This is a genomic window from Citrobacter sp. BDA59-3, from assembly GCF_015167655.1.
GTDB lineage: Bacteria > Pseudomonadota > Gammaproteobacteria > Enterobacterales > Enterobacteriaceae > Phytobacter > Phytobacter diazotrophicus.
The window spans coordinates 4,438,835-4,459,383 of the sequence record NZ_CP063427.1; the positions used below are offsets into that span (position 1 = coordinate 4,438,835).

The following is a 20,549-nucleotide window of genomic DNA, read 5'->3' on the forward strand; positions in this document are numbered from 1 at the left end:
CCACCAGTACTGCAAAATCAATACAGCAGGCGTGCGCGAATCGTACCCGGGATCGCCTTCATGCTCTGCAGCGCTTTTTGCGCCACATCTTCTTCGGCTTCAATATCGATAACCACATAGCCCATATAGGGCGTCGTTTGCAGATACTGAGCCGCGATGTTGATACCGTCGCCAGCAAAGATCTGGTTGATTGCGGTCAGCACGCCTGGACGGTTTTCGTGGATATGCAGCAGACGACGACCACCGTGCAGCGGCAGCGACACTTCCGGGAAGTTAACGGCAGAGAGCGTTGAGCCATTATCAGAGTACTTAATCAGCTTACCCGCTACTTCCAGGCCGATGTTTTCCTGCGCTTCCTGGGTTGAACCGCCAATATGCGGCGTCAAAATCACGTTATCGAATTCGCAAAGCGGTGAATTAAACGGATCGCTGTTGGTTGCAGGCTCAGTCGGGAACACGTCGATTGCCGCGCCCGCCAGGTGTTTACGTTTAAGCGCATCGCACAACGCCGGAATATCAACAACCGTACCACGTGCGGCGTTGATCAGCAGTGATCCCGGTTTCATCAGCGCCAGCTCTTCCGCGCCCATCATGTTTTTGGTCGAGGCATTTTCCGGCACGTGCAGGCTGACAACATCGCTCATATTGAGCAAATCGGACAGGTGCTGAACCTGGGTCGCGTTACCCAGCGGCAGTTTGCTTTCAATATCATAGAAATAAACGTGCATACCGAGTGACTCAGCCAGAATGCCAAGCTGGGTACCGATGTGGCCATAGCCAATGATGCCCAATTTTTTACCGCGCGCTTCGTAAGAGCCCACGGCCAGTTTGTTCCAGATTCCGCGGTGCGCTTTGGCATTCGCTTCCGGAATACCGCGCATCAGCAGTAACAGCTCGCCAATCACCAGTTCCGCCACGGAACGCGTGTTAGAGAACGGGGCGTTAAATACCGGGATACCGCGCTGTGCCGCCGCATCCAGATTGACCTGGTTGGTACCAATACAGAAACAACCAATCGCAACCAGTTTTTCAGCGGCGGCAATAACATCTTCGGTCAGGTTAGTACGGGATCGAATGCCAATGAAGTGGGCATCACGGATAGACTCTTTGAGCTGCTCACTGTCGAGCGCGCCCTTGTGATACTCGATGTTGGTGTAACCTGCCGCACGAAGGCTATCGAGTGCTTTCTGATGCACCCCTTCGACGAGCAGAAATTTAATCTTGTCTTTCTCCAGTGATACCTTTGCCATTTACCCGACCCTGTTTTTTGTCATAACTGATGTTGTGTGGATATTCATCCGCTGTAGTCAACATATCAAAAAAAACTATTGCAGCAATATGAACGTTTGCGTCGGCACTGTGAAGGAATGTCATACAGTGAGAAATGGCAGAGGAATATGCTGGAAATAGCCACAGCGGCGGAAGGATTATCAGGGCGAATCCAGAAGCGTGACAGATGTCACCAAATTTGCTCTTTGAGATTTTTTTCATGGGGGAACACGTCCCCCATATAGATCATTTTGTGATGGTTTTGACGCCATCGGCGCTGCCGATCAAAGCCACGTCCGCGCCACGGTTGGCGAACAAGCCCACGGTCACCACGCCCGGAATGCCATTAATCGTATTTTCCAGCGCAACAGGATCGATAATTTCCAGGCCAAAGACGTCGAGGATCACGTTGCCGTTGTCGGTGACCACATTCTGGCGATATTCAGGGCGACCGCCCAGCTTCACCAGTTCACGCGCTACGGCGCTTCGTGCCATCGGGATCACTTCCACCGGTAGCGGGAATTTACCGAGGATCTCGACCTGTTTGGACGCATCGGCAATACAGATAAATTTATCGGCTACCGAGGCAATGATCTTTTCGCGCGTTAACGCGGCGCCGCCGCCTTTGATCATCTGCATCTGGCCGTTGATTTCATCCGCGCCATCAACATAAATTCCCAGACGATCGACTTCGTTCAGATCGAATACAGTGATACCCAGGCCTTTCAGTTTTTCTGTCGAGGCATCGGAACTGGAAACCGCCCCTTCAATCTGACCTTTCATGGTACCGAGCGCGTCAATAAAGTGCGCAGCGGTGGAGCCGGTACCAACACCTACGATAGTACCCGGTTCAACATATTTCAGCGCTGCCCAACCCACTGCTTTTTTTAATTCGTCCTGCGTCATCGTCGTTCGCCTGTGGTGAGAATGGTGTGGAATTCGAAGCGCATTATAGAACATGGAAGGGGGAAAAGTCCCTGTGAGCTGTGTCACATTACCAGCAGGTACATTTTCGTCTGTAAGAGACAAAAAATTATGTCATAGTGCTGAGTAATTATTTTGCAGGAGTATGTCAGTCAGATGAAACGTCCGGACTACAGAACGTTACAGGCGCTCGATGCGGTCATTCGGGAACGTGGGTTTGAGCGCGCCGCGCAGAAGCTGTGTATCACTCAGTCCGCCGTATCGCAGCGTATTAAACAGCTCGAAAATATGTTTGGTCAGCCCCTGCTGGTGCGCACCGTCCCACCGCGCCCTACTGAACAAGGGCAAAAATTGCTGGCACTGCTGCGCCAGGTAGAACTGCTGGAAGAAGAGTGGCTGGGTGATGAGCAAACCGGCTCCACCCCACTCCTGCTGTCGCTGGCGGTGAACGCCGACAGTCTGGCAACATGGCTGCTGCCCGCGCTGGCACCGGTACTGGCCGACTCGCCAATTCGTCTGAATTTACAGGTTGAAGACGAAACCCGCACACAGGAGCGTCTGCGTCGCGGTGAAGTGGTCGGTGCGGTAAGTATTCAGCCGCAGGCTCTGCCAAGTTGTCTCGTTGACCAGCTTGGCGCGCTTGATTACCTGTTTGTCGGTTCAAAAGCCTTTGCTGAACGTTACTTCCCGAATGGCGTAACCCGCTCGGCGTTACTTAAAGCGCCTGCCGTGGCGTTTGATCATCTCGACGATATGCACCAGGCCTTCTTACAGCAAAACTTCGATCTGCCGCCGGGCAGCGTACCCTGCCACATCGTTAACTCGTCGGAAGCATTTGTGCAACTGGCAAGACAGGGAACGACCTGCTGTATGATCCCGCATCTGCAAATCGAAAGAGAGTTGAATGCCGGAGATCTGATCGATCTGACGCCGGGTCTCTTCCAGCGCCGGATGCTGTTCTGGCACCGGTTTGCGCCAGAAAGCCGCATGATGCGCAACGTCACCGACGCACTGCTGGCGTACGGCCACAAGGTGTTAAGGCAAGATTAAAACATTCTCTTACCGGGGCGACATATCGTGAAAAATGTAGCCCCGGTAAGCGTGGCGCATCGGGGATTTCCCAGATGCGGCCATATATCCCACTCATTTGAAACTACTGCGTTTTGTCCGTTGTTGCTGGCTGCTGAGTCTGGCTCTGCGTTGGCTCAAGCTGGAACACAACGTCCACCTGATCGGCAAACTGAATGGTCGGCTGTTCGTACGTTTCCTGTGCGGATACCGGCGCCGCATCTGCTTTCATCATGCGAACCATCGGGCTCGGCTGATAATTGGAAACGTGGTAACGCACGCTATACACCGGGCCAAGCTTCGCGTGGAAACCGGCTGCCAGTTGTTCGGCCTGATGAACCGCATCATCAATGGCGGCTTTGCGCGCCTTATCCTTGTAAGAATCCGGTTGCGCAACGCCCAGCGAAACGGAACGGATTTCATTCAGACCGGCTTTCAGTGCCCCATCCAGCAGAGAATTGAGCTTCTCCAGATCGCGCAGGGTTACTTCCACCGTACGTACGGCGCGCCAGCCTTTCAGCACGCTTTTACCGTTTTGGTAATCGTAATCCGGCTGGGTGCGCAAGTTGGCGGAGTTGATGTCTTTCTTCGCTACGCCATTCTTGTCGAGGAAGGAGAGATACTCGGCGACGCGGTCGTCTGCCTGTTTCTTGGCGGTTGCAGCATCTTTCGCCTGGATGTTCACTTCAATCGCCAGGGTGGCAATATCCGGCACTGCGTCCACGCTCGACGTACCCGAGGTAATAATGTGCGGGCCATCAGGCAGTTCACTTGCCTGTACCGACATGACACTCAGTCCCACTAATGCCGCCAGGGCCATCACTTTGAATTTCACGGTTGCTCCTCCATGTTGCTTATTACGTCCGTAACAAAACGGCACGCCAGGCAACAGCTTAGCGGATACCGTTGGTTTGTCTATCAGACCAGACTTAGTTTAATAACGCCTGCATATGGGCCACGCCCTCTTTTGCCAGTTGCGCGGCAATAACCCACATTACCGCCCCGACGATCAGATTGATGATACGTTGCGCTTTTGCCGTACGCAGACGCGGGGCAAACCAGGCCGCCAGCATCGCCAGGCCAAAAAACCAAATAACAGACGCACTGATCGTCCCCATCGCAAACCAGCGCTTCGGCTCTGCCTCCAGTTGCCCGCCGAGACTGCCGAGTACAACAAAGGTATCCAGATAGACATGAGGATTAAGCCAGGTCACCGCCAGCATGGTCGCGATAATTTTCCAGCGTCCCTGCTTCATCGCTTCGGCGCTGGCAAGCTCTATATGACTGCCGAACGCGGTTTTCAGCGCGCCATAGCCATACCACAGCAAAAAAGCGACGCCGCCCCAGGTGACCAGCCCCAGCAGCCAGGGAGATTGCATCAACAAGGCGCTGCCGCCGAAGACCCCGGCGCAAATCAGCAGCAAGTCGCTCAGCGTACACAACAAAGCCGTCATGATGTGGTACTGGCGACGGATCCCCTGGTTCATGACAAAGGCATTTTGCGGCCCCAGGGGCAAAATCAATGCCGCACCCAATATAAGTCCTTGAAAATAATAGGTTAGCACAATAAATTCTCACTCATATTTTTCTGGATGCAGACTATAACGTGCGAGAATCATTAGCGGAAATTGAATATTTTAATGAGTAATAAGCTAAGCTAATAATAGAAAGCAATAAAAAGGCCGGCAGTGCCGACCTGATTCTTTACCCTTCGACAGGCTCTTTTACCCGCTTGAAATTCACATCCATTTGCGGATAAGGGAAACTGATACCGTGCTCATCAAAGCTACGTTTCACTTTCTCCAGCACATCCCAGTAAACGTTTTGCAGATCGCTACTGTTACTCCAGACGCGTACCACAAAGTTGATGGAAGACGCCCCGAGTTCATTCAGACGCACCGTCATTTCACGGTCTTTCAGAATACGATCATCAGCCTGGATGATATCGGTCAGCAATTTCGTAACCAGATCGATATCGGAGTCGTACGCAACGCCAATAATAAATTCGTTACGACGCACCGGCTCGCGGGAAAAGTTGATAATGTTCCCGGCGATAATTTTACCGTTGGGAACCACGATTATGCGGCCATCAGCGCTGCGCAGCGTGGTGGAGAAAATCTGCACCTGCAGAACGGTACCGGCGACGCCCCCCAGATCAACATATTCCCCGGAACGGAACGGGCGGAATGTCACCAGCAGTACCCCGGCGGCCAGGTTTGAGAGTGATCCTTGTAGTGCCAGACCGATTGCCAGACCTGCGGCACCCAGTACCGCGATGACTGAGGCGGTTTGTACCCCCACGCGCCCCAGTGCGGCTATCAGGGTAAATGCAATGACGCCGTAGCGCACCAGCGCAGAGAGAAAATCGGCAACGGTGGCATCAATGTGCCGCGCCCGCATCAGCTTATTGACGGTGTTTGAAATCATGCGGGCAACGATCATACCCACAATAATGATGGCAATAGCGGCAACGATGTTAACAGCGTAACTCAGCAACAACGCCTGGTTATTCACCAGCCAGGAGCCTGCGTTATTGATGCTGTCGACGACGTGAAGATCTTCCATTCTTTTTTCCTTATGTTTGCCAAACGCAGATAAAACAAACCACCCCACACGAGAACGGTAGGTTATTAAAGGGTAAACATAAAGTCAGCGCTATGCCAACATTTCGTCAAGAGGGAGAATCAGCCTAAAGAAAAGCGTAATGGCCTGAGCCCACAGCCCAGACCATTATTCAATGGTTTGTACAATACTCGCTTAAAAATAATCAAAAGTGATTGTCGCCAATGCCTTTACAGGTCCGGCAGATGTGCCGCTGCCGCTGTCGCCGTTATAATAGTAATATGCCTTAAATTTAAGCGTTTCATTGGTCTGAGCACTATTGATTACCGTCATCGCCGGATCGGTGGCTAAAACGCTTATTGGCGTATCGTTAAACAGCACCTGGATGCCGATATTCTTTGTTGCAGCAATAGTGTTCGCCAGCACATTACTAATAGGGCCGGAGGAAGAACTTAAAGGTGTTCCTTCAAACTTCACGGATACGGAGGTGGCAGTATCGCAGGTTAATAAATAACTAAATTCAGTCACAGTTCCTGTATAACGCCCAGAACCATGACTAAGGATATCGCTAAGTTTTGCATTCTGAAGCGTCACTTTTTTGTTGTAATTGTCTATGTTGCAGGTATACGCTGGAATAACCAAATCGGCAGAGAGTTTTATTGGAAATGTATAAATCGCATTAATCCAGCCTGCCGTTCGAATTCTAGCCGTTAATCTGACCAATTCGGTGCCAGCAGGGATTGTAATCGCCTCTCGCCATGCGCCGGAGTTAACTATCCGTTTAATGCCAATTTTAGTAGATAGTGTAGTTCGCCATTTTTCACCTCCTGGCCCAGCCCCACAATTTGCATTCCACCACATACAGATTGATTGTGGAGTAATTTGAGTATGATCTACTCCATCATTATTTATCTGAACGAATGCCTGAAACCCAAGATTTTTTAATTCAGTGGACATCAAAGTTATCGACTCTACCCCCAGAGCATCATTCCAGCTATCACCAGGATTACCAAAGCAGTTAATATAAGGACCAATATCGATTAAAGTTAAACTGGTGGTTCCCTTATTCACCCCCCCAGGATTCGTTGTAAATGTAAATGTTGCAGAGGTATTCTTTGACGGCGCATAGCTTGCTGTTTTACATTCAAAAGCAAATGCCTTACTGCTTAGCATCGTTAAAATAATAAAAAACAACGAAGTTAAATAATAGTTCCGTAATGTTTCATCCATGACACTGGCCTTTAAGCTATGAAAATGAAATTGGCGTACTCTAAAGCATCCCAACCCATATCAAAAAAATTAGTGAACAATGGTACAAAACTATAAAGGCGCAGAGGTATCAAGAAAATAAATTATACTTTTTTTTAGGTTGGAAGCATTAGCTGAAAAAAAACTCATAAAGTTAACTTTTTGATTTCACAATATTAATTTAACACAAGAGCAGAACAAAACGTCACCTTTAGAATAATCATAAACACTTTACCTAAAAAACTAACACAATTTTTCAGCCTGCTCAAAATTAACTATTTGTGAACACTATGAATCAGTAAAACCGAAGACAATAAAAAAAACCCGCACTGAAGGCGGGCTTTAGGCATAAATGCTAACTCAGATTACAGAACGTCAACCGCGTTCAGCTCTTTGAAAGCCTGTTCCAGACGGGTAATCATAGAAGACTGCGCTGCACGCAGCCATACGCGCGGATCGTAGTATTTCTTGTTCGGCTGGTCTTCGCCTTTCGGGTTGCCCAACTGACCTTGCAGATACGCTTCGTTGGCTTTGTAGTAGTTCAGGATACCTTCCCAGGTCGCCCATTGGGTGTCGGTATCAATGTTCATTTTGATAACGCCGTAGCTGACGGAGTCTTTGATTTCCTGAGCAGTAGAACCGGAACCGCCGTGGAAAACGAAGTTCAGGGCGTTGTGCGGCAGGTTATGTTTCTTAGAAACATATTCCTGAGAGTCGCGCAGGATAGTCGGGGTCAGTTTCACGTTACCCGGTTTGTACACGCCATGCACGTTACCAAAGGAAGCGGCGATGGTGAAACGCGGGCTGATTGCGTTCAGTTTGGTGTACGCGTAATCAACGTCTTCCGGCTGAGTGTACAGTGCAGAAGCGTCCATGTGGCTGTTGTCCACGCCATCTTCTTCGCCACCGGTGCAACCCAGTTCGATTTCCAGCGTCATGCCGATTTTGGACATGCGCGCCAGATATTTGGAGCAGATCTCAATGTTTTCTTCCAGGGACTCTTCAGACAGGTCGATCATGTGAGAAGAGAACAGCGGTTTGCCGGTAGCAGCAAAGTGTTTTTCACCCGCGTCCAGCAGGCCGTCGATCCACGGCAGCAGTTTCTTCGCGCAGTGGTCAGTGTGCAGAATAACCGGAACACCGTAGTGCTCTGCCATCTGATGTACGTGATGCGCACCAGAGATCGCACCCAGGATAGCAGCACCCTGAGGAATGTCGGTTTTCACGCCTTTACCCGCGATGAATGCAGCACCACCGTTGGAGAACTGAACGATAACCGGTGCTTTCACTTTCGCAGCGGTTTCCAGAACGGCGTTAATGGAATCGGTGCCCACGCAGTTAACTGCTGGCAGCGCAAAGTTATTTTCTTTCGCTACCTGAAACACTTTCTGTACGTCATCACCGGTAATGACGCCCGGTTTTACGAAATCAAAAATTTTAGACATGTTTTCGAGTCCTGTATCTGTATCTTCGACCGTTGGAAAAAAGTTCGCGAGCATGACGCGCGCTGAAAATTGGGCAGGTTTCCCTGCCCATTGAATACTTACTTCTTAGCGCGCTCTTCGAGCATTGCGACTGCCGGCAGCACTTTGCCTTCCACGAACTCAAGGAACGCACCGCCACCAGTGGAGATGTAGGAGATTTTGTCAGCGATACCGAACAGGTCGATAGCCGCCAGAGTGTCGCCGCCGCCTGCGATGGAGAACGCTTCGCTGTCAGCGATGGCGTTAGCAACGATTTCAGTACCTTTGCGGAAGTTCGGGAATTCGAACACGCCAACCGGGCCGTTCCACAGAATGGTTTTCGCGTTTTTCAGGATATCAGCCAGTTTCTGCGCAGAAACATCGCCCAGGTCCAGAATCTGCTCTTCGTCTTTGATGTCAGAAACAGATTTCAGGGTAGCGGTCGCGGTTTCGGAGAACTCGGTAGCAACACGAACATCTGTCGGAACCGGAATATCGCAGGTGCCCAGCAGGCGTTTTGCTTCGTCAACCAGGTCAGCTTCGTACAGGGATTTACCCACGTTGTGGCCCTGAGCAGCAACGAAGGTGTTGGCGATGCCGCCACCGACAATCAGCTGGTCAGCGATTTTAGACAGGGAGTCCAGAACGGTCAGTTTAGTGGAAACTTTAGAACCACCAACGATAGCGACCATCGGGCGAGCAGGTTCTTTCAGCGCTTTACCCAGCGCTTCCAGTTCGTCAGCCAGCAGCGGGCCTGCGCACGCAACATCTGCGAATTTACCGATACCGTGAGTTGAAGCCTGTGCACGGTGAGCAGTACCGAAAGCGTCCATCACAAATACGTCGCACAGTGCAGCATATTTTTTGGACAGCGCTTCGTCGTCTTTCTTCTCGCCTTTGTTGAAGCGAACGTTTTCCAGAACAACCAGTTCACCTGCAGCAACTTCAACGCCATCCAGGTAGTCTTTAACCAGACGTACCGGGTTGGACAGTTTGTCTTTCAGGTAATTAACAACCGGCAGCAGAGAGTACTCTTCGTTGTACTCGCCTTCGGTCGGACGACCCAGATGGGAGGTAACCATCACTTTCGCGCCTTGTTTCAGCGCCAGCTCGATGGTCGGCAGAGAAGCACGGATACGCGCATCGCTGGTCACTTTGCCATCTTTAACCGGTACGTTCAGATCCGCACGGATGAAAACGCGTTTACCTGCCAAATCCAGATCGGTCATCTTAATTACAGACATGGTGAATCCTCTCAATGATTCATAAAGTTTTGCGAACGCAATGTGCGCCCTACCTGAAACCTTTTGCGGCCATCTCTAACGTCGTGTCGAGCATTCGGTTAGCAAAGCCCCATTCGTTATCGCACCATACCAGGGTTTTAATAAGGTGCGCGCCACTGACCCGTGTTTGCGTGCCATCAACAATGGCACTGTGCGGATCATGGTTAAAATCTGTTGAGACCAACGGTAATTCCGTATAGTCAACTATACCATGAAATGTTCCCTGTGCTGCTTTTTGCAGCAAAGCATTGACTTCACACGCTTTTACCGGATTTTTCACCGTCACGCTCAGGTCGATGGCCGTCACATTTATGGTCGGTACGCGTACCGCAATCGCCTCAAACCGGTCATAAAATTGCGGGAAAATACGGGTGATACCCGCCGCCAGTTTCGTGTCCACAGGAATAATAGACTGGCTGGCTGCACGCGTACGGCGTAAATCAGGGTGATAGGCGTCAATCACCTGCTGATCGTGCATTGCGGAATGGATCGTGGTGACAGTACCCGATTCAATTCCCCAGGCGTCGTCGAGAAGCTTAATAATCGGAATAATGCAGTTCGTGGTGCAGGAGGCGTTGGACACAATACGATCGTCAGGCTTTAAGGCATCCTGGTTGACGCCAAAAACGACCGTCGCGTCGAGATCGTTACCGCCGGGATGCGAGAACAACACTTTCTTCGCCCCCGCAGCCAGATGCGCTTCGCCATCGGCACGGCTGCCAAACACGCCAGTGCAATCGAGCACTACATCAACGCCCAGCTCACGCCAGGGAAGCGCGGCAATATCGCGCTGGTGAAGAATACGAATCGCGTCTTCACCGACAAACAGCTGCTCGCGCTCCTGATGTACATCCCATGCGAAACGCCCGTGGCTGGTGTCATATTTCAATAAATGGGCCATGCCTGCCGCATCTGCCAGTTCATTGATTGCCACCACGGTGACTTCCGCCCGACGCCCGGATTCATACAAAGCACGAACCACGTTGCGCCCGATGCGACCGAAGCCATTAATCGCTATGCGTACGCTCATAGATCTCCTGCAAGGTTACCCAATTTGAGGTGGCTCACAGAGTAATGCAGCAACCTTTACAGGGGAACCTCGCCTGTCACAAACTGCGTTTGATTGATTAATTGTCGAACATTTAAGCGACTGAAACGCTTCAGCTAGAATAAGCGAAACACAGAACAAAAGGAATCCATGTCCAGCCCTGACGACCATTTATCTGACTTGCGTCACATTTTTGGCGGGAATACGTCGAGGTAAAAAACAAAACGGTAACCTGTCGGTTACCGTTTTAGTATCCGTCCCCTCTCCCACCGGGAAAGGGGCAGATTGAGGGCATCAGCCCTCAATCCAATAGCAATTACAGCAGCGCTTTCGCTTTAGCGATCACGTTGTCTACGGTAAAGCCGAACTCTTCAAACAGCAGCTCTGCCGGTGCAGACTCACCGAAGGTGGTCATCCCGACGATAGCGCCGTTCAGGCCCACGTATTTGAACCAGTAGTCGGCGATACCCGCTTCAATTGCCACGCGTGCAGAAACGGCTTTCGGCAGTACGGATTCACGATAGGCGGCATCCTGTTTGTCGAACGCGTCGGTGGACGGCATGGAAACCACGCGCGCCTTCACGCCTTCGGCAGTCAGTTTTTCCCATGCGGCAACCGCCAGTTCAACCTCAGAACCGGTGGCGATGAAGATAAGCTCTGGCTGACCAGCGCAATCTTTCAGCACGTAACCACCACGGGCCACGTTTGCCAGTTGCTCAGCGGTACGCTCCTGCTGCGCCAGGTTCTGACGGGACAGAATCAGCGCGGTCGGGCCATCGGCACGCTCAACGCCGTATTTCCATGCCACCGCAGATTCCACCTGGTCACACGGACGCCATGTGCTCATGTTAGGGGTTACGCGAAGGCTTGCCACCTGCTCAACCGGCTGGTGAGTCGGGCCATCTTCGCCCAGACCGATAGAGTCGTGAGTGTAGACCATCACCTGGCGCTGTTTCATCAGGGCCGCCATACGCACCGCGTTACGGGCATATTCCACAAACATCAGGAAGGTGGAGGTGTACGGCAGGAAACCGCCGTGCAGGGAGATACCGTTAGCGATAGCGGTCATACCGAACTCGCGCACGCCGTAGTGGATGTAGTTACCGGCAGTATCTTCGTTAATCGCTTTAGAGCCAGACCAGATGGTCAGGTTAGAAGGCGCGAGATCTGCGGAGCCGCCGAGGAACTCAGGCAGCAGCGGGCCGAAGGCTTCAATCGCATTCTGGGACGCTTTACGGCTGGCAATTTTGGACGGGTTCGCCTGCAGCTTCGCGATGAATTCGTTGGCTTTTGCGTCAAAATCAGACGGCAGCTCACCGCTCATACGGCGGGTGAACTCTGCGGCTTCCTGCGGGAAGGCTTTGGCGTAGGCTGCGAACTTCTCGTTCCAGGCGGATTCTTTCGCCTGGCCTGCTTCTTTTGCATCCCACTGAGCATAGATTTCAGACGGGATTTCAAATGCCGGGTGTTTCCAGCCCAGCGCTTCGCGGGTCAGTGCGATTTCCGCGTCGCCCAGCGGCGCGCCGTGGGAGTCGTGAGTACCCTGTTTGTTCGGCGAACCGAAGCCGATGATGGTTTTGCACATCAGCAGGGACGGTTTGTCGGTGACTGCACGCGCTTCTTCTACTGCACGTTTGATGGAGTCAGCGTTATGACCGTCAACCCCACGTACTACGTGCCAGCCATAGGCTTCAAAGCGTGCGGCGGTATCATCGGTAAACCAGCCTTCAACGTGGCCGTCAATGGAGATACCGTTGTCGTCGTAGAACGCAACCAGTTTGCCCAGTTTCAGGGTACCGGCCAGGGAGCATACCTCGTGAGAGATACCTTCCATCATGCAGCCGTCGCCCATGAACGCGTAAGTGAAGTGGTCAACAATGTCATGGCCCGGACGGTTAAACTGCGCCGCCAGGGTTTTCTCCGCAATCGCCATGCCCACAGCGTTGGCAATGCCCTGACCCAGCGGGCCGGTGGTGGTTTCCACACCTGCGGTGTAACCCACTTCCGGGTGACCCGGGGTTTTTGAATGCAGTTGACGGAAGTTTTTCAGCTCGTCAATCGGCAGGTCGTAACCGGTGAGGTGCAGCAGGCTGTAAATCAGCATTGAACCGTGGCCGTTGGACAGCACGAAACGGTCGCGGTCAGCCCATGCCGGGTTCTGCGGGTTATGGTTCAGGAAATCACGCCACAGGACTTCGGCGATGTCAGCCATACCCATCGGGGCACCCGGGTGACCGGATTTGGCTTTCTGTACCGCGTCCATGCTCAGCGCACGAATGGCATTGGCAAGCTCTTTACGTGAGGACATTTTGACTCCAGATCGGACTGTTAAAGGCCATGCCCGGAACGACTTGACTACAGCGCGTTATGGGCTACGCCGGAAAAAAGTGCCAACAATGTAACCCAAGCGGCAAGTCATGTACATGGAGCATCCTTTTGAGGATTAAGAAATCTCTGGAAGGTGTATGGTCGTTGCGCAATGGACTCGCCCCGTAATCCTTCTATTCTTTATACTTGTGCAACTGCACCGGCTCGTTTGTGCGCGGCGCATTATCAGAATTATGAATTAACCTGCGTGGAAGATAAGAGATGAAAATTCGCCCGGTTTTGCTTGCTCTGACGACAGCGACCCTGTTGGCAGGTTGCCAGAATATGGACTCCAACGGTTTTATGACCTCCGGTGCAGAAGCTTTTCAGGCCTACACATTGAGCGACGCTCAGGTTAAAAGCCTGAGTGACGAAGCCTGTAAGCAGATGGACAGTAAAGCAACGATAGCCCCAGCGGGCAGTCAGTATAATCAGAGACTTAGCAAGATTGCCGCCGCGCTGGGCGATAATATCAACGGCCAGCCGGTGAACTACAAGGTTTACGTAGCAAAAGATGTTAACGCCTTTGCCATGGCGAATGGCTGTATCCGTGTTTATAGCGGTCTGATGGATATGATGAATGACAACGAGGTCGAGGCGGTAATTGGTCATGAAATGGGCCACGTTGCGCTCGGTCACGTGAAGAAAGGCATGCAGGTGGCGCTTGGCACCAATGCCGTGCGTGCCGCTGCCGCATCGGCGGGCGGCGTCGTAGGCAATTTGTCGCAATCCCAGTTGGGTGACCTGGGTGAAAAACTGGTGAATTCGCAGTTCTCGCAGCGTCAGGAGTCCGAAGCGGACGATTATTCCTATGATCTGTTGCGCAAACGCGGAATTAGCCCGATTGGGCTGGCCACCAGCTTCGAAAAATTAGCAAAACTCGAAGAGGGTCGCCAGAGCTCCATGTTTGACGATCACCCGGCCTCGGCTGAACGTGCGCAACATATCCGCGATCGCCTGGCGGCGGACGGTATTAAATAATTTGACATATAACATCCCCGGTGGCGCTGCGCTTACCGGGGCGACGAGTTACGCGCGTCGGTCACATCCTTCTCCACACTATCCATAAGCCGAACAGGCGTTCCATGCTTTCCAGGACGCTATAAATGAAAAACTGACCGATTTAGATGATTAAACCGGTCAGTTAAAAGTGAGTCCTGATTACTCGTCTTCGAGGTAGGTATACCCGTAGAGCCCTGCTTCAAACTCTTCGAGGAACTGCTGTTGCAGCGCATCGTCCAGATCGGTCTGTTTCACCTGATCGCGGAACTGAATCAGCAAAGTTTTCGGATCGAGCTGCACATATTGCAGCATATCGGCCACGGTATCGCCTTCATCCGACAGTTCAACTTCCACGCTGCCGTCAGGGAAGACAAAGACGTCCACCGCTTCGGTATCGCCAAACAGGTTATGCATGTTGCCGAGAATTTCCTGGTACGCGCCAACCATAAAGAAGCCCAGCATCGGCGGGTTTTCCGGGTCGTACTCCGGCATCGGCATCGTGGTCGCAATACCATCGCCATCCACATAATGATCGATAGCGCCGTCGGAATCGCAGGTAATATCCAGTAACACCGCACGACGTTCCGGCGCGTGATTCAAACCTTCCAGCGGCAGCACCGGGAAGAGTTGATCGATACCCCAGGCATCTGGCATTGACTGGAACAGGGAGAAGTTGACGTAAATCTTATCCGCCATACGCTCCTGCAGTTCGTCAATAATCGGACGATGCGCGCGGTTACTCGGGTCGAGCTGCTTCTGCACTTCATGGCACATGTTCAGATACAGTTGCTCTGCCCAGGCGCGCTCCTGAAGATTAAAGGTGCCGGAGGAGTAACCGATATGAATATCGTGCAGGTCCATCTGGCTATCGTGCAGCCATTCGCGCAACGAGCGGCGGTTGCCGGTCTCATGCATCTCCAGCCAGGTTTCCCACATGCTTTGCAGGGGGCGGGCAGCGTCTTCTGGCGGAGGTGTCGCGTCGGTATATTCGTTACGCTCCACGCCGATGATGTTAGACACCAGCACAGTATGGTGTGCTGTCACCGCACGGCCCGACTCGGTAATCACTGTTGGATGCGGCAGACCATTCTCTTCGCAGGCATCGCCAATCGCCCAGATAATATTGTTGGCATATTCATTCAGGCCATAGTTCACCGAGCAATCTGACTGAGAACGCGTACCTTCATAGTCCACACCCAAACCGCCGCCCACGTCGAAGCACTGAATGTTGACACCCAGCTTATGCAGTTCAACATAAAAACGTGCCGATTCACGCACGCCGGTGGCGATATCGCGAATGTTGGCCATCTGCGAACCAAGGTGGAAATGCAGCAGTTGCAGGCTGTCCAGACGACCGGCATCACGCAGAATATCCACCAGTTGCAGAACCTGCGTCGCCGCGAGACCAAATTTGGATTTCTCGCCGCCGGAGGATTGCCATTTACCGGAGCCCTGCGACGCCAGACGCGCACGCACACCCAGGCGCGGCACCACATTCAGGCGCTCGGCTTCTTCCAGCACAATCGCGATTTCCGACATCTTCTCAATGACCAGATAGACCTTGTGGCCCATCTTCTCGCCAATAAGTGCCAGGCGGATGTATTCACGGTCTTTATAGCCGTTACAGACAATCACCGAACGGGTCATGCCCGCATGGGCCAGAACCGCCATTAATTCGGCTTTCGAACCGGCCTCAAGACCCAGCGGCTCGCCGGAATGGATCAGCGACTCAATAACGCGACGATGCTGGTTTACTTTAATCGGGTAAACCAGGAAGTAATCGCCGTTATAGCCATAGGATTCGCGCGCGCGTTTAAAGGCGGCGTTAATAGAGCGCAGACGATGTTGCAGGATCTGCGGGAAGCAGAACAGCGCAGGTAAACGCTGGCCTTGCGCCTCACGGGCTTTTACCAGTTGAGCCAGGTCAACACGGGCTTCCGGGACATCAGGATCCGGGCATACGCTGATATGGCCCAGTTCGTTGACGTCATAATAGTTATTGCCCCACCAGGCAATATTGTAAGTACGAAGCATCTTGCTGGCTTCCTGGGAGCTCATCGCAACCTCCTGCATGGAACGTAGTACACCGTGTTCGCCTGCTGACGAAGGCGAAAATGAAGACATGTCGTCAGACATAGCGAACCTCAACTCTTTGTATTAAGTGTAAAACAGTTAACTACTATCACAACGTTACGTTGCGATAACAACCCATAAACAGTCTGGCTATGCAGCATAAGATGCTGAAACGCCGACTGTGCGACCGGTTTCTTGTTCATAACATTGTAAAACACGTGACCGAACGAAATATGACGGTTCGGCGAAACCACGAGAAAACCCCTGAATCAACAGGAGAGCCCTTGTTCAGTCATCACTGTGCCATACCGGCCCGGGAGTCCTGAGAAGCGCCGAAATGGGTATAACATCGGCAGGTTTGCAGATTTGAAATGCGGGTTGCGGGGAATAAACGCGCGTCAGAACGACGCAACGGATTCTGCTGAAAGCAACGGTTCATTATCTCGTATCACCTCCACACACGTCTTGCGACCTGCGACAAGCCAAAGCCATAAATTGCTTAACCCGGCTGGAAGTGGCAACACGAGAAGTCCCGTGCGCTTTTAATATGAGCCGCGCGCGGCGTTTTATACCGATAACGGGGTGAAAATGCAAAATAAAAAATTACGTTGGCGCCATCCATAGGGAAAATTTCTGTAACCAATTCAGACAGAACCTGTGGAGGCTCAAAAAACGCTGGCAATGGGATTAAGAATTAACCTAGAATAGCCATCCAGATGTTAATCCATCTATACTGATTAACACTTAGACAGTCCGTGTCGCTACCTGCACGTCCTCGCGGAACAACCGTGAAGGCATCCTGACACAGTGTCTAAGCCAACCGTATTATTCCAGGGTGAAAACACAATATGGCAAAACACCTTTTTACGTCCGAGTCCGTCTCAGAAGGGCATCCTGACAAAATTGCTGACCAAATCTCCGACGCCGTGCTTGATGCGATCCTCGAACAGGATCCGAAAGCGCGTGTTGCCTGTGAAACCTATGTAAAAACCGGCATGGTGCTGGTCGGTGGTGAAATCACTACCAGCGCATGGGTGGATATCGAAGAGATCACCCGTAACACCGTTCGTGAAATTGGTTATATCCATTCTGATATGGGTTTCGATGCCAACTCTTGCGCGGTACTGAGTGCAATTGGTAAACAGTCTCCTGATATTAACCAGGGCGTTGACCGTGCCGATCCGCTGGAGCAGGGTGCAGGCGACCAGGGTCTGATGTTCGGTTATGCGACCAACGAAACCGACGTGCTGATGCCAGCGCCGATCACCTACGCACACCGTCTGGTTGAGCGTCAGGCAGAAGTGCGTAAAAACGGCACCCTGCCGTGGCTGCGCCCGGATGCGAAAAGCCAGGTCACTTTCCAGTATGACGACGGCAAAATCGTCGGCATCGACGCGGTCGTTCTCTCTACTCAGCACGCAGAAGATATCGACCAGAAATCGCTGAAAGAAGCGGTAATGGAAGAGATCATCAAACCGGTCCTGCCGACCGGGTGGCTGAACGAATCCACCAAATTCTTTATCAACCCGACTGGCCGTTTCGTTATCGGTGGCCCGATGGGTGACTGCGGCCTGACCGGTCGTAAAATCATCGTTGATACCTACGGCGGCATGGCGCGTCACGGTGGCGGCGCGTTCTCTGGTAAGGATCCGTCTAAAGTTGACCGTTCCGCAGCCTACGCAGCCCGTTATGTGGCGAAAAACATCGTAGCGGCTGGCCTGGCCGACCGTTGTGAGATTCAGGTCTCTTACGCTATCGGCGTGGCAGAACCGACCTCTATCATGGTGGAAACTTTCGGTACTGAGAAAGTGCCTGCTGAACAGTTGATCCTGCTGGTACGCGAATTCTTCGACCTGCGTCCGTATGGTCTGATTCAGATGCTGGACCTGCTGCACCCGATCTATAAGCAAACGGCTGCTTACGGTCACTTTGGTCGCGAAACCTTCCCATGGGAAAAAACCGACAAAGCGGCTCAGTTGCGCGAAGCTGCCGGCCTGAACTAACAGGACGGCGTAGCCCCGCTAAGCGTCAGGGGTGTTTCCCCGGATGCGACAGAGATTAGCAGGCCAGCCTTGTGCTGGCCTGCTGCTTTTCAGAGCCCGGTAATCCCGCGCTTTTACAAAAATCGACTAAACTTCTAAAGCGTTTTCAATACGTTAATGATAACGATTACACAGCCGCTTTGCTTTTATCGATACTGCTTATTACCCGGTCTTCATTAATTAAAGACCCGCTGTTACATCCCCCTTTCGGTTTAGTCCGAAACTACCATCATCCCCTCTCGCCTCTATTTCTTATATCTATAATATTTATCAGTTTTATTTGCCTGCCCGTTTTTGGTCGAATGTAACCGATTACACTTGCGTGACATTCATCACAAAAAACAGCCCGGCATTGACCTACGTTTACCATCGCAAAAACTGATATAACGAATGGAGGGCATCATGCCTGACAATAAAAAACAGGGACATTCAAACAAGGCGATGACCTTTTTTGTCTGCTTCCTTGCTGCACTGGCAGGACTTCTCTTTGGCCTGGATATTGGTGTTATCGCCGGGGCGCTGCCCTTTATCACCAATGACTTTAAAATTGACTCCCACGTACAGGAGTGGGTGGTCAGTTCAATGATGTTTGGTGCCGCCGTCGGCGCCGTGGGTAGCGGATGGATGTCGTGGAAACTCGGGCGTAAAAAAAGCCTGATGATCGGCGCAATCCTCTTTGTTATTGGTTCTCTGTGTTCTGCCGTTGCCCCTAACGTCGAAGTACTGATTATTTCCCGTATTATTCTTGGTCTTGCTGTGGGAATCGCGTCTTATACCGCCCCGCTCTATCTGTCCGAAATAGCGCCGGAAAAAATCCGTGGCAGTATGATTTCGATGTACCAGTTGATGATCACCATCGGTATTCTCGGTGCTTATCTGTCGGATACGGCATTTAGCTATAGCGGCGCATGGCGCTGGATGCTCGGCGTGATTGTTATCCCGGCGATCCTGCTGCTTATCGGCGTGTTCTTCCTGCCGGATAGCCCGCGCTGGTATGCCGCCAAACGCCGTTTCCATGACGCGGAACGCGTGCTGTTACGCCTGCGTGATACGAGCGCCGAAGCCAAAAACGAGCTGGATGAAATTCGCGAAAGCCTGCAAGTGAAACAGACCGGCTGGGCGCTGTTTAAAGAGAACAACAATTTCCGTCGCGCGGTCTTTCTTGGCGTACTGTTGCAGGTGATGCAGCAGTTCACCGGTATGAACGTCATCATGTATTACGCGCCGAAAATCTTCGAACTGGCAGGCTACAGTAATACCACGCAGCAAATGTGGGGGACGGTCATCGTCGGTCTGACCAACGTCCTGGCCACCTTTATCGCGATCGGCGTTGTTGACCGCTGGGGCCGTAAACCCACGCTGGTGCTTGGCTTCCTGGTGATGGCTGTCGGCATGGGGGTTCTGGGGACTATGCTGCATCTGGGCATTCACTCGCAGGGCGCACAATACTTTGCCGTCGCCATGCTGCTGATGTTTATTGTCGGGTTTGCCATGAGTGCCGGTCCGGTCATCTGGGTGCTGTGCTCCGAAATTCAGCCGCTGAAAGGGCGTGATTTTGGTATCACCTGCTCAACAGCAACCAACTGGATAGCGAACATGATTGTCGGCGCCACGTTCCTCACCATGCTGGACTCCCTTGGCAACGCCAATACCTTCTGGGTCTATGGTGGCCTGAACGTCCTGTTTATTATCCTGACGCTGTGGCTGGTTCCGGAAACTAAACATATTTCGCTGGAGCATATCGAGCGTAATCTGATGAAAGGTCGCCCGCTGCGCGAAATCGGTTCCCATAATTAAATTGATGGTGTGCCTGTAAATCACAGACACGCTCTTCCACATGCGATATCGCAGGCCAGTCCTCATCCGACGGCTGGCCTGCTCACCTTCTGGCAGAATAATCTGAATTTTCTCCCCCGCTACGGTGACATTCATATCGGCAAAAATTTCCGCCGCCCTGCGCTTGCTGCGGCCAATACGCCATTTTTTATCTGCCAACGCCCCCGAAGAGTGAAACGTGAGTTATTACGCCATTCATTTTTATTATTTTCATTTGAAACATGATAATGATAATTATTGTGTTAACATTCAGTTATTCTTTAGTAAAAACATATGTATGTCACTGTAATGTAAGGAACATGTCGGGTGTCGCTTCCCGTCCGTCTTTTCCTTGCACAGGCATATTCTTTAATAGCCAGGAACA

The 20,549-nt window shown here is 51.9% G+C and carries 16 protein-coding genes; 4 read left to right on the forward strand and 12 right to left on the reverse strand.

Translation table 11 applies throughout. The annotated features are described in order from the left end of the window. Positions 1-17 precede the first annotated feature (17 nt). Together serA and rpiA are read right to left on the reverse strand one after the other, a co-directional pair. Positions 18-1,250, reverse strand: a complete 1,233-nt coding sequence (gene serA / locus IP582_RS20865; RefSeq protein ID WP_039077989.1) for a phosphoglycerate dehydrogenase — start codon at positions 1,248-1,250, stop codon at positions 18-20. Positions 1,251-1,515: 265 nt separating this feature from the next. Further along, positions 1,516-2,175, reverse strand: a complete 660-nt coding sequence (gene rpiA, locus IP582_RS20870; protein WP_039077990.1) for a ribose-5-phosphate isomerase RpiA — start codon at positions 2,173-2,175, stop codon at positions 1,516-1,518. A 174-nt stretch (positions 2,176-2,349) separates the two neighbouring features. Here rpiA and argP point away from each other — a divergent pair, with 174 nt between their 5' ends. Then, a complete protein-coding gene (gene argP, locus IP582_RS20875) occupies positions 2,350-3,243 on the forward strand; it encodes a DNA-binding transcriptional regulator ArgP (RefSeq protein WP_193794335.1) in 894 nt (297 codons plus the stop codon). 103 nt (positions 3,244-3,346) lie between these two features. Here the strand turns inward: argP and IP582_RS20880 are convergent, their stop codons facing one another. From IP582_RS20880 to tkt, 8 genes are all read right to left on the reverse strand, one after another. Continuing rightward, positions 3,347-4,096, reverse strand: a complete 750-nt coding sequence (locus IP582_RS20880) for an oxidative stress defense protein (RefSeq protein ID WP_193794336.1) — start codon at positions 4,094-4,096, stop codon at positions 3,347-3,349. A 94-nt stretch (positions 4,097-4,190) separates the two neighbouring features. Continuing rightward, positions 4,191-4,826 carry an arginine exporter ArgO gene (argO, locus tag IP582_RS20885; RefSeq protein ID WP_193794337.1) on the reverse strand — a complete coding sequence of 212 codons (636 nt, stop codon included), beginning with the start codon at positions 4,824-4,826 and terminating at the stop codon, positions 4,191-4,193. A 139-nt stretch (positions 4,827-4,965) separates the two neighbouring features. Continuing rightward, positions 4,966-5,826 carry a small-conductance mechanosensitive channel MscS gene (locus IP582_RS20890; RefSeq protein ID WP_193794338.1) on the reverse strand — a complete coding sequence of 287 codons (861 nt, stop codon included), beginning with the start codon at positions 5,824-5,826 and terminating at the stop codon, positions 4,966-4,968. A gap of 192 nt (positions 5,827-6,018) precedes the next feature. After that, positions 6,019-7,053 carry a fimbrial protein gene (locus IP582_RS20895; protein WP_193794339.1) on the reverse strand — a complete coding sequence of 345 codons (1,035 nt, stop codon included), beginning with the start codon at positions 7,051-7,053 and terminating at the stop codon, positions 6,019-6,021. Between the two features lie 383 nt (positions 7,054-7,436). Next, positions 7,437-8,516 carry a class II fructose-bisphosphate aldolase gene (gene fbaA, locus IP582_RS20900; protein WP_103281732.1) on the reverse strand — a complete coding sequence of 360 codons (1,080 nt, stop codon included), beginning with the start codon at positions 8,514-8,516 and terminating at the stop codon, positions 7,437-7,439. A 98-nt stretch (positions 8,517-8,614) separates the two neighbouring features. Then, a complete protein-coding gene (pgk, locus tag IP582_RS20905; protein WP_039077995.1) occupies positions 8,615-9,778 on the reverse strand; it encodes a phosphoglycerate kinase in 1,164 nt (387 codons plus the stop codon). 49 nt (positions 9,779-9,827) lie between these two features. Beyond that, positions 9,828-10,847, reverse strand: coding sequence for an erythrose-4-phosphate dehydrogenase (epd, locus tag IP582_RS20910; RefSeq protein WP_071195998.1), 1,020 nt, complete (start codon positions 10,845-10,847; stop codon positions 9,828-9,830). Between the two features lie 334 nt (positions 10,848-11,181). After that, entirely contained in the window at positions 11,182-13,173 is a 1,992-nt protein-coding gene (gene tkt, locus IP582_RS20915) for a transketolase (protein ID WP_071195997.1), read from the reverse strand. 281 nt (positions 13,174-13,454) lie between these two features. Between tkt and IP582_RS20920 the strand changes: the two genes are divergently transcribed. After that, a complete protein-coding gene (locus tag IP582_RS20920) occupies positions 13,455-14,213 on the forward strand; it encodes a M48 family metallopeptidase (RefSeq protein ID WP_193794340.1) in 759 nt (252 codons plus the stop codon). Between the two features lie 180 nt (positions 14,214-14,393). Here the strand turns inward: IP582_RS20920 and speA are convergent, their stop codons facing one another. Beyond that, positions 14,394-16,370, reverse strand: a complete 1,977-nt coding sequence (gene speA / locus IP582_RS20925) for a biosynthetic arginine decarboxylase (protein ID WP_072039714.1) — start codon at positions 16,368-16,370, stop codon at positions 14,394-14,396. 8 nt (positions 16,371-16,378) lie between these two features. Next, positions 16,379-16,510, reverse strand: coding sequence for an acid stress response protein YqgB (gene yqgB, locus IP582_RS20930; RefSeq protein ID WP_132438713.1), 132 nt, complete (start codon positions 16,508-16,510; stop codon positions 16,379-16,381). 645 nt (positions 16,511-17,155) lie between these two features. On the opposite strand from yqgB, the gene metK reads away from it, so the two are divergent. Next, positions 17,156-18,310, forward strand: coding sequence for a methionine adenosyltransferase (gene metK / locus IP582_RS20935; RefSeq protein WP_193794341.1), 1,155 nt, complete (start codon positions 17,156-17,158; stop codon positions 18,308-18,310). Positions 18,311-18,751: 441 nt separating this feature from the next. Then, the gene (locus IP582_RS20940; protein ID WP_039078001.1) at positions 18,752-20,146 is read left to right on the forward strand and encodes a sugar porter family MFS transporter; all 1,395 of its coding nucleotides are present in this window, start codon (positions 18,752-18,754) and stop codon (positions 20,144-20,146) included. The last annotated feature ends 403 nt before the right edge of the window (positions 20,147-20,549 follow it).

Bases quoted from the DNA above. Each gene is read 5' to 3' on its own strand.
- rpiA (WP_039077990.1), bottom strand. From the start codon at position 2,175: ATGACGCAGGACGAATTAAAAAAAGCAGTGGGTTGGGCAGCGCTGAAA.
- yqgB (WP_132438713.1), bottom strand. From the start codon at position 16,510: ATGAACAAGAAACCGGTCGCACAGTCGGCGTTTCAGCATCTTATGCTG.
- IP582_RS20890 (WP_193794338.1), bottom strand. From the start codon at position 5,826: ATGGAAGATCTTCACGTCGTCGACAGCATCAATAACGCAGGCTCCTGG.
- serA (WP_039077989.1), bottom strand. From the start codon at position 1,250: ATGGCAAAGGTATCACTGGAGAAAGACAAGATTAAATTTCTGCTCGTC.
- fbaA (WP_103281732.1), bottom strand. From the start codon at position 8,516: ATGTCTAAAATTTTTGATTTCGTAAAACCGGGCGTCATTACCGGTGAT.
- epd (WP_071195998.1), bottom strand. From the start codon at position 10,847: ATGAGCGTACGCATAGCGATTAATGGCTTCGGTCGCATCGGGCGCAAC.
- IP582_RS20895 (WP_193794339.1), bottom strand. From the start codon at position 7,053: ATGGATGAAACATTACGGAACTATTATTTAACTTCGTTGTTTTTTATT.
- metK (WP_193794341.1), top strand. From the start codon at position 17,156: ATGGCAAAACACCTTTTTACGTCCGAGTCCGTCTCAGAAGGGCATCCT.
- tkt (WP_071195997.1), bottom strand. From the start codon at position 13,173: ATGTCCTCACGTAAAGAGCTTGCCAATGCCATTCGTGCGCTGAGCATG.
- pgk (WP_039077995.1), bottom strand. From the start codon at position 9,778: ATGTCTGTAATTAAGATGACCGATCTGGATTTGGCAGGTAAACGCGTT.
- IP582_RS20940 (WP_039078001.1), top strand. From the start codon at position 18,752: ATGCCTGACAATAAAAAACAGGGACATTCAAACAAGGCGATGACCTTT.
- IP582_RS20920 (WP_193794340.1), top strand. From the start codon at position 13,455: ATGAAAATTCGCCCGGTTTTGCTTGCTCTGACGACAGCGACCCTGTTG.
- argP (WP_193794335.1), top strand. From the start codon at position 2,350: ATGAAACGTCCGGACTACAGAACGTTACAGGCGCTCGATGCGGTCATT.
- speA (WP_072039714.1), bottom strand. From the start codon at position 16,370: ATGTCTGACGACATGTCTTCATTTTCGCCTTCGTCAGCAGGCGAACAC.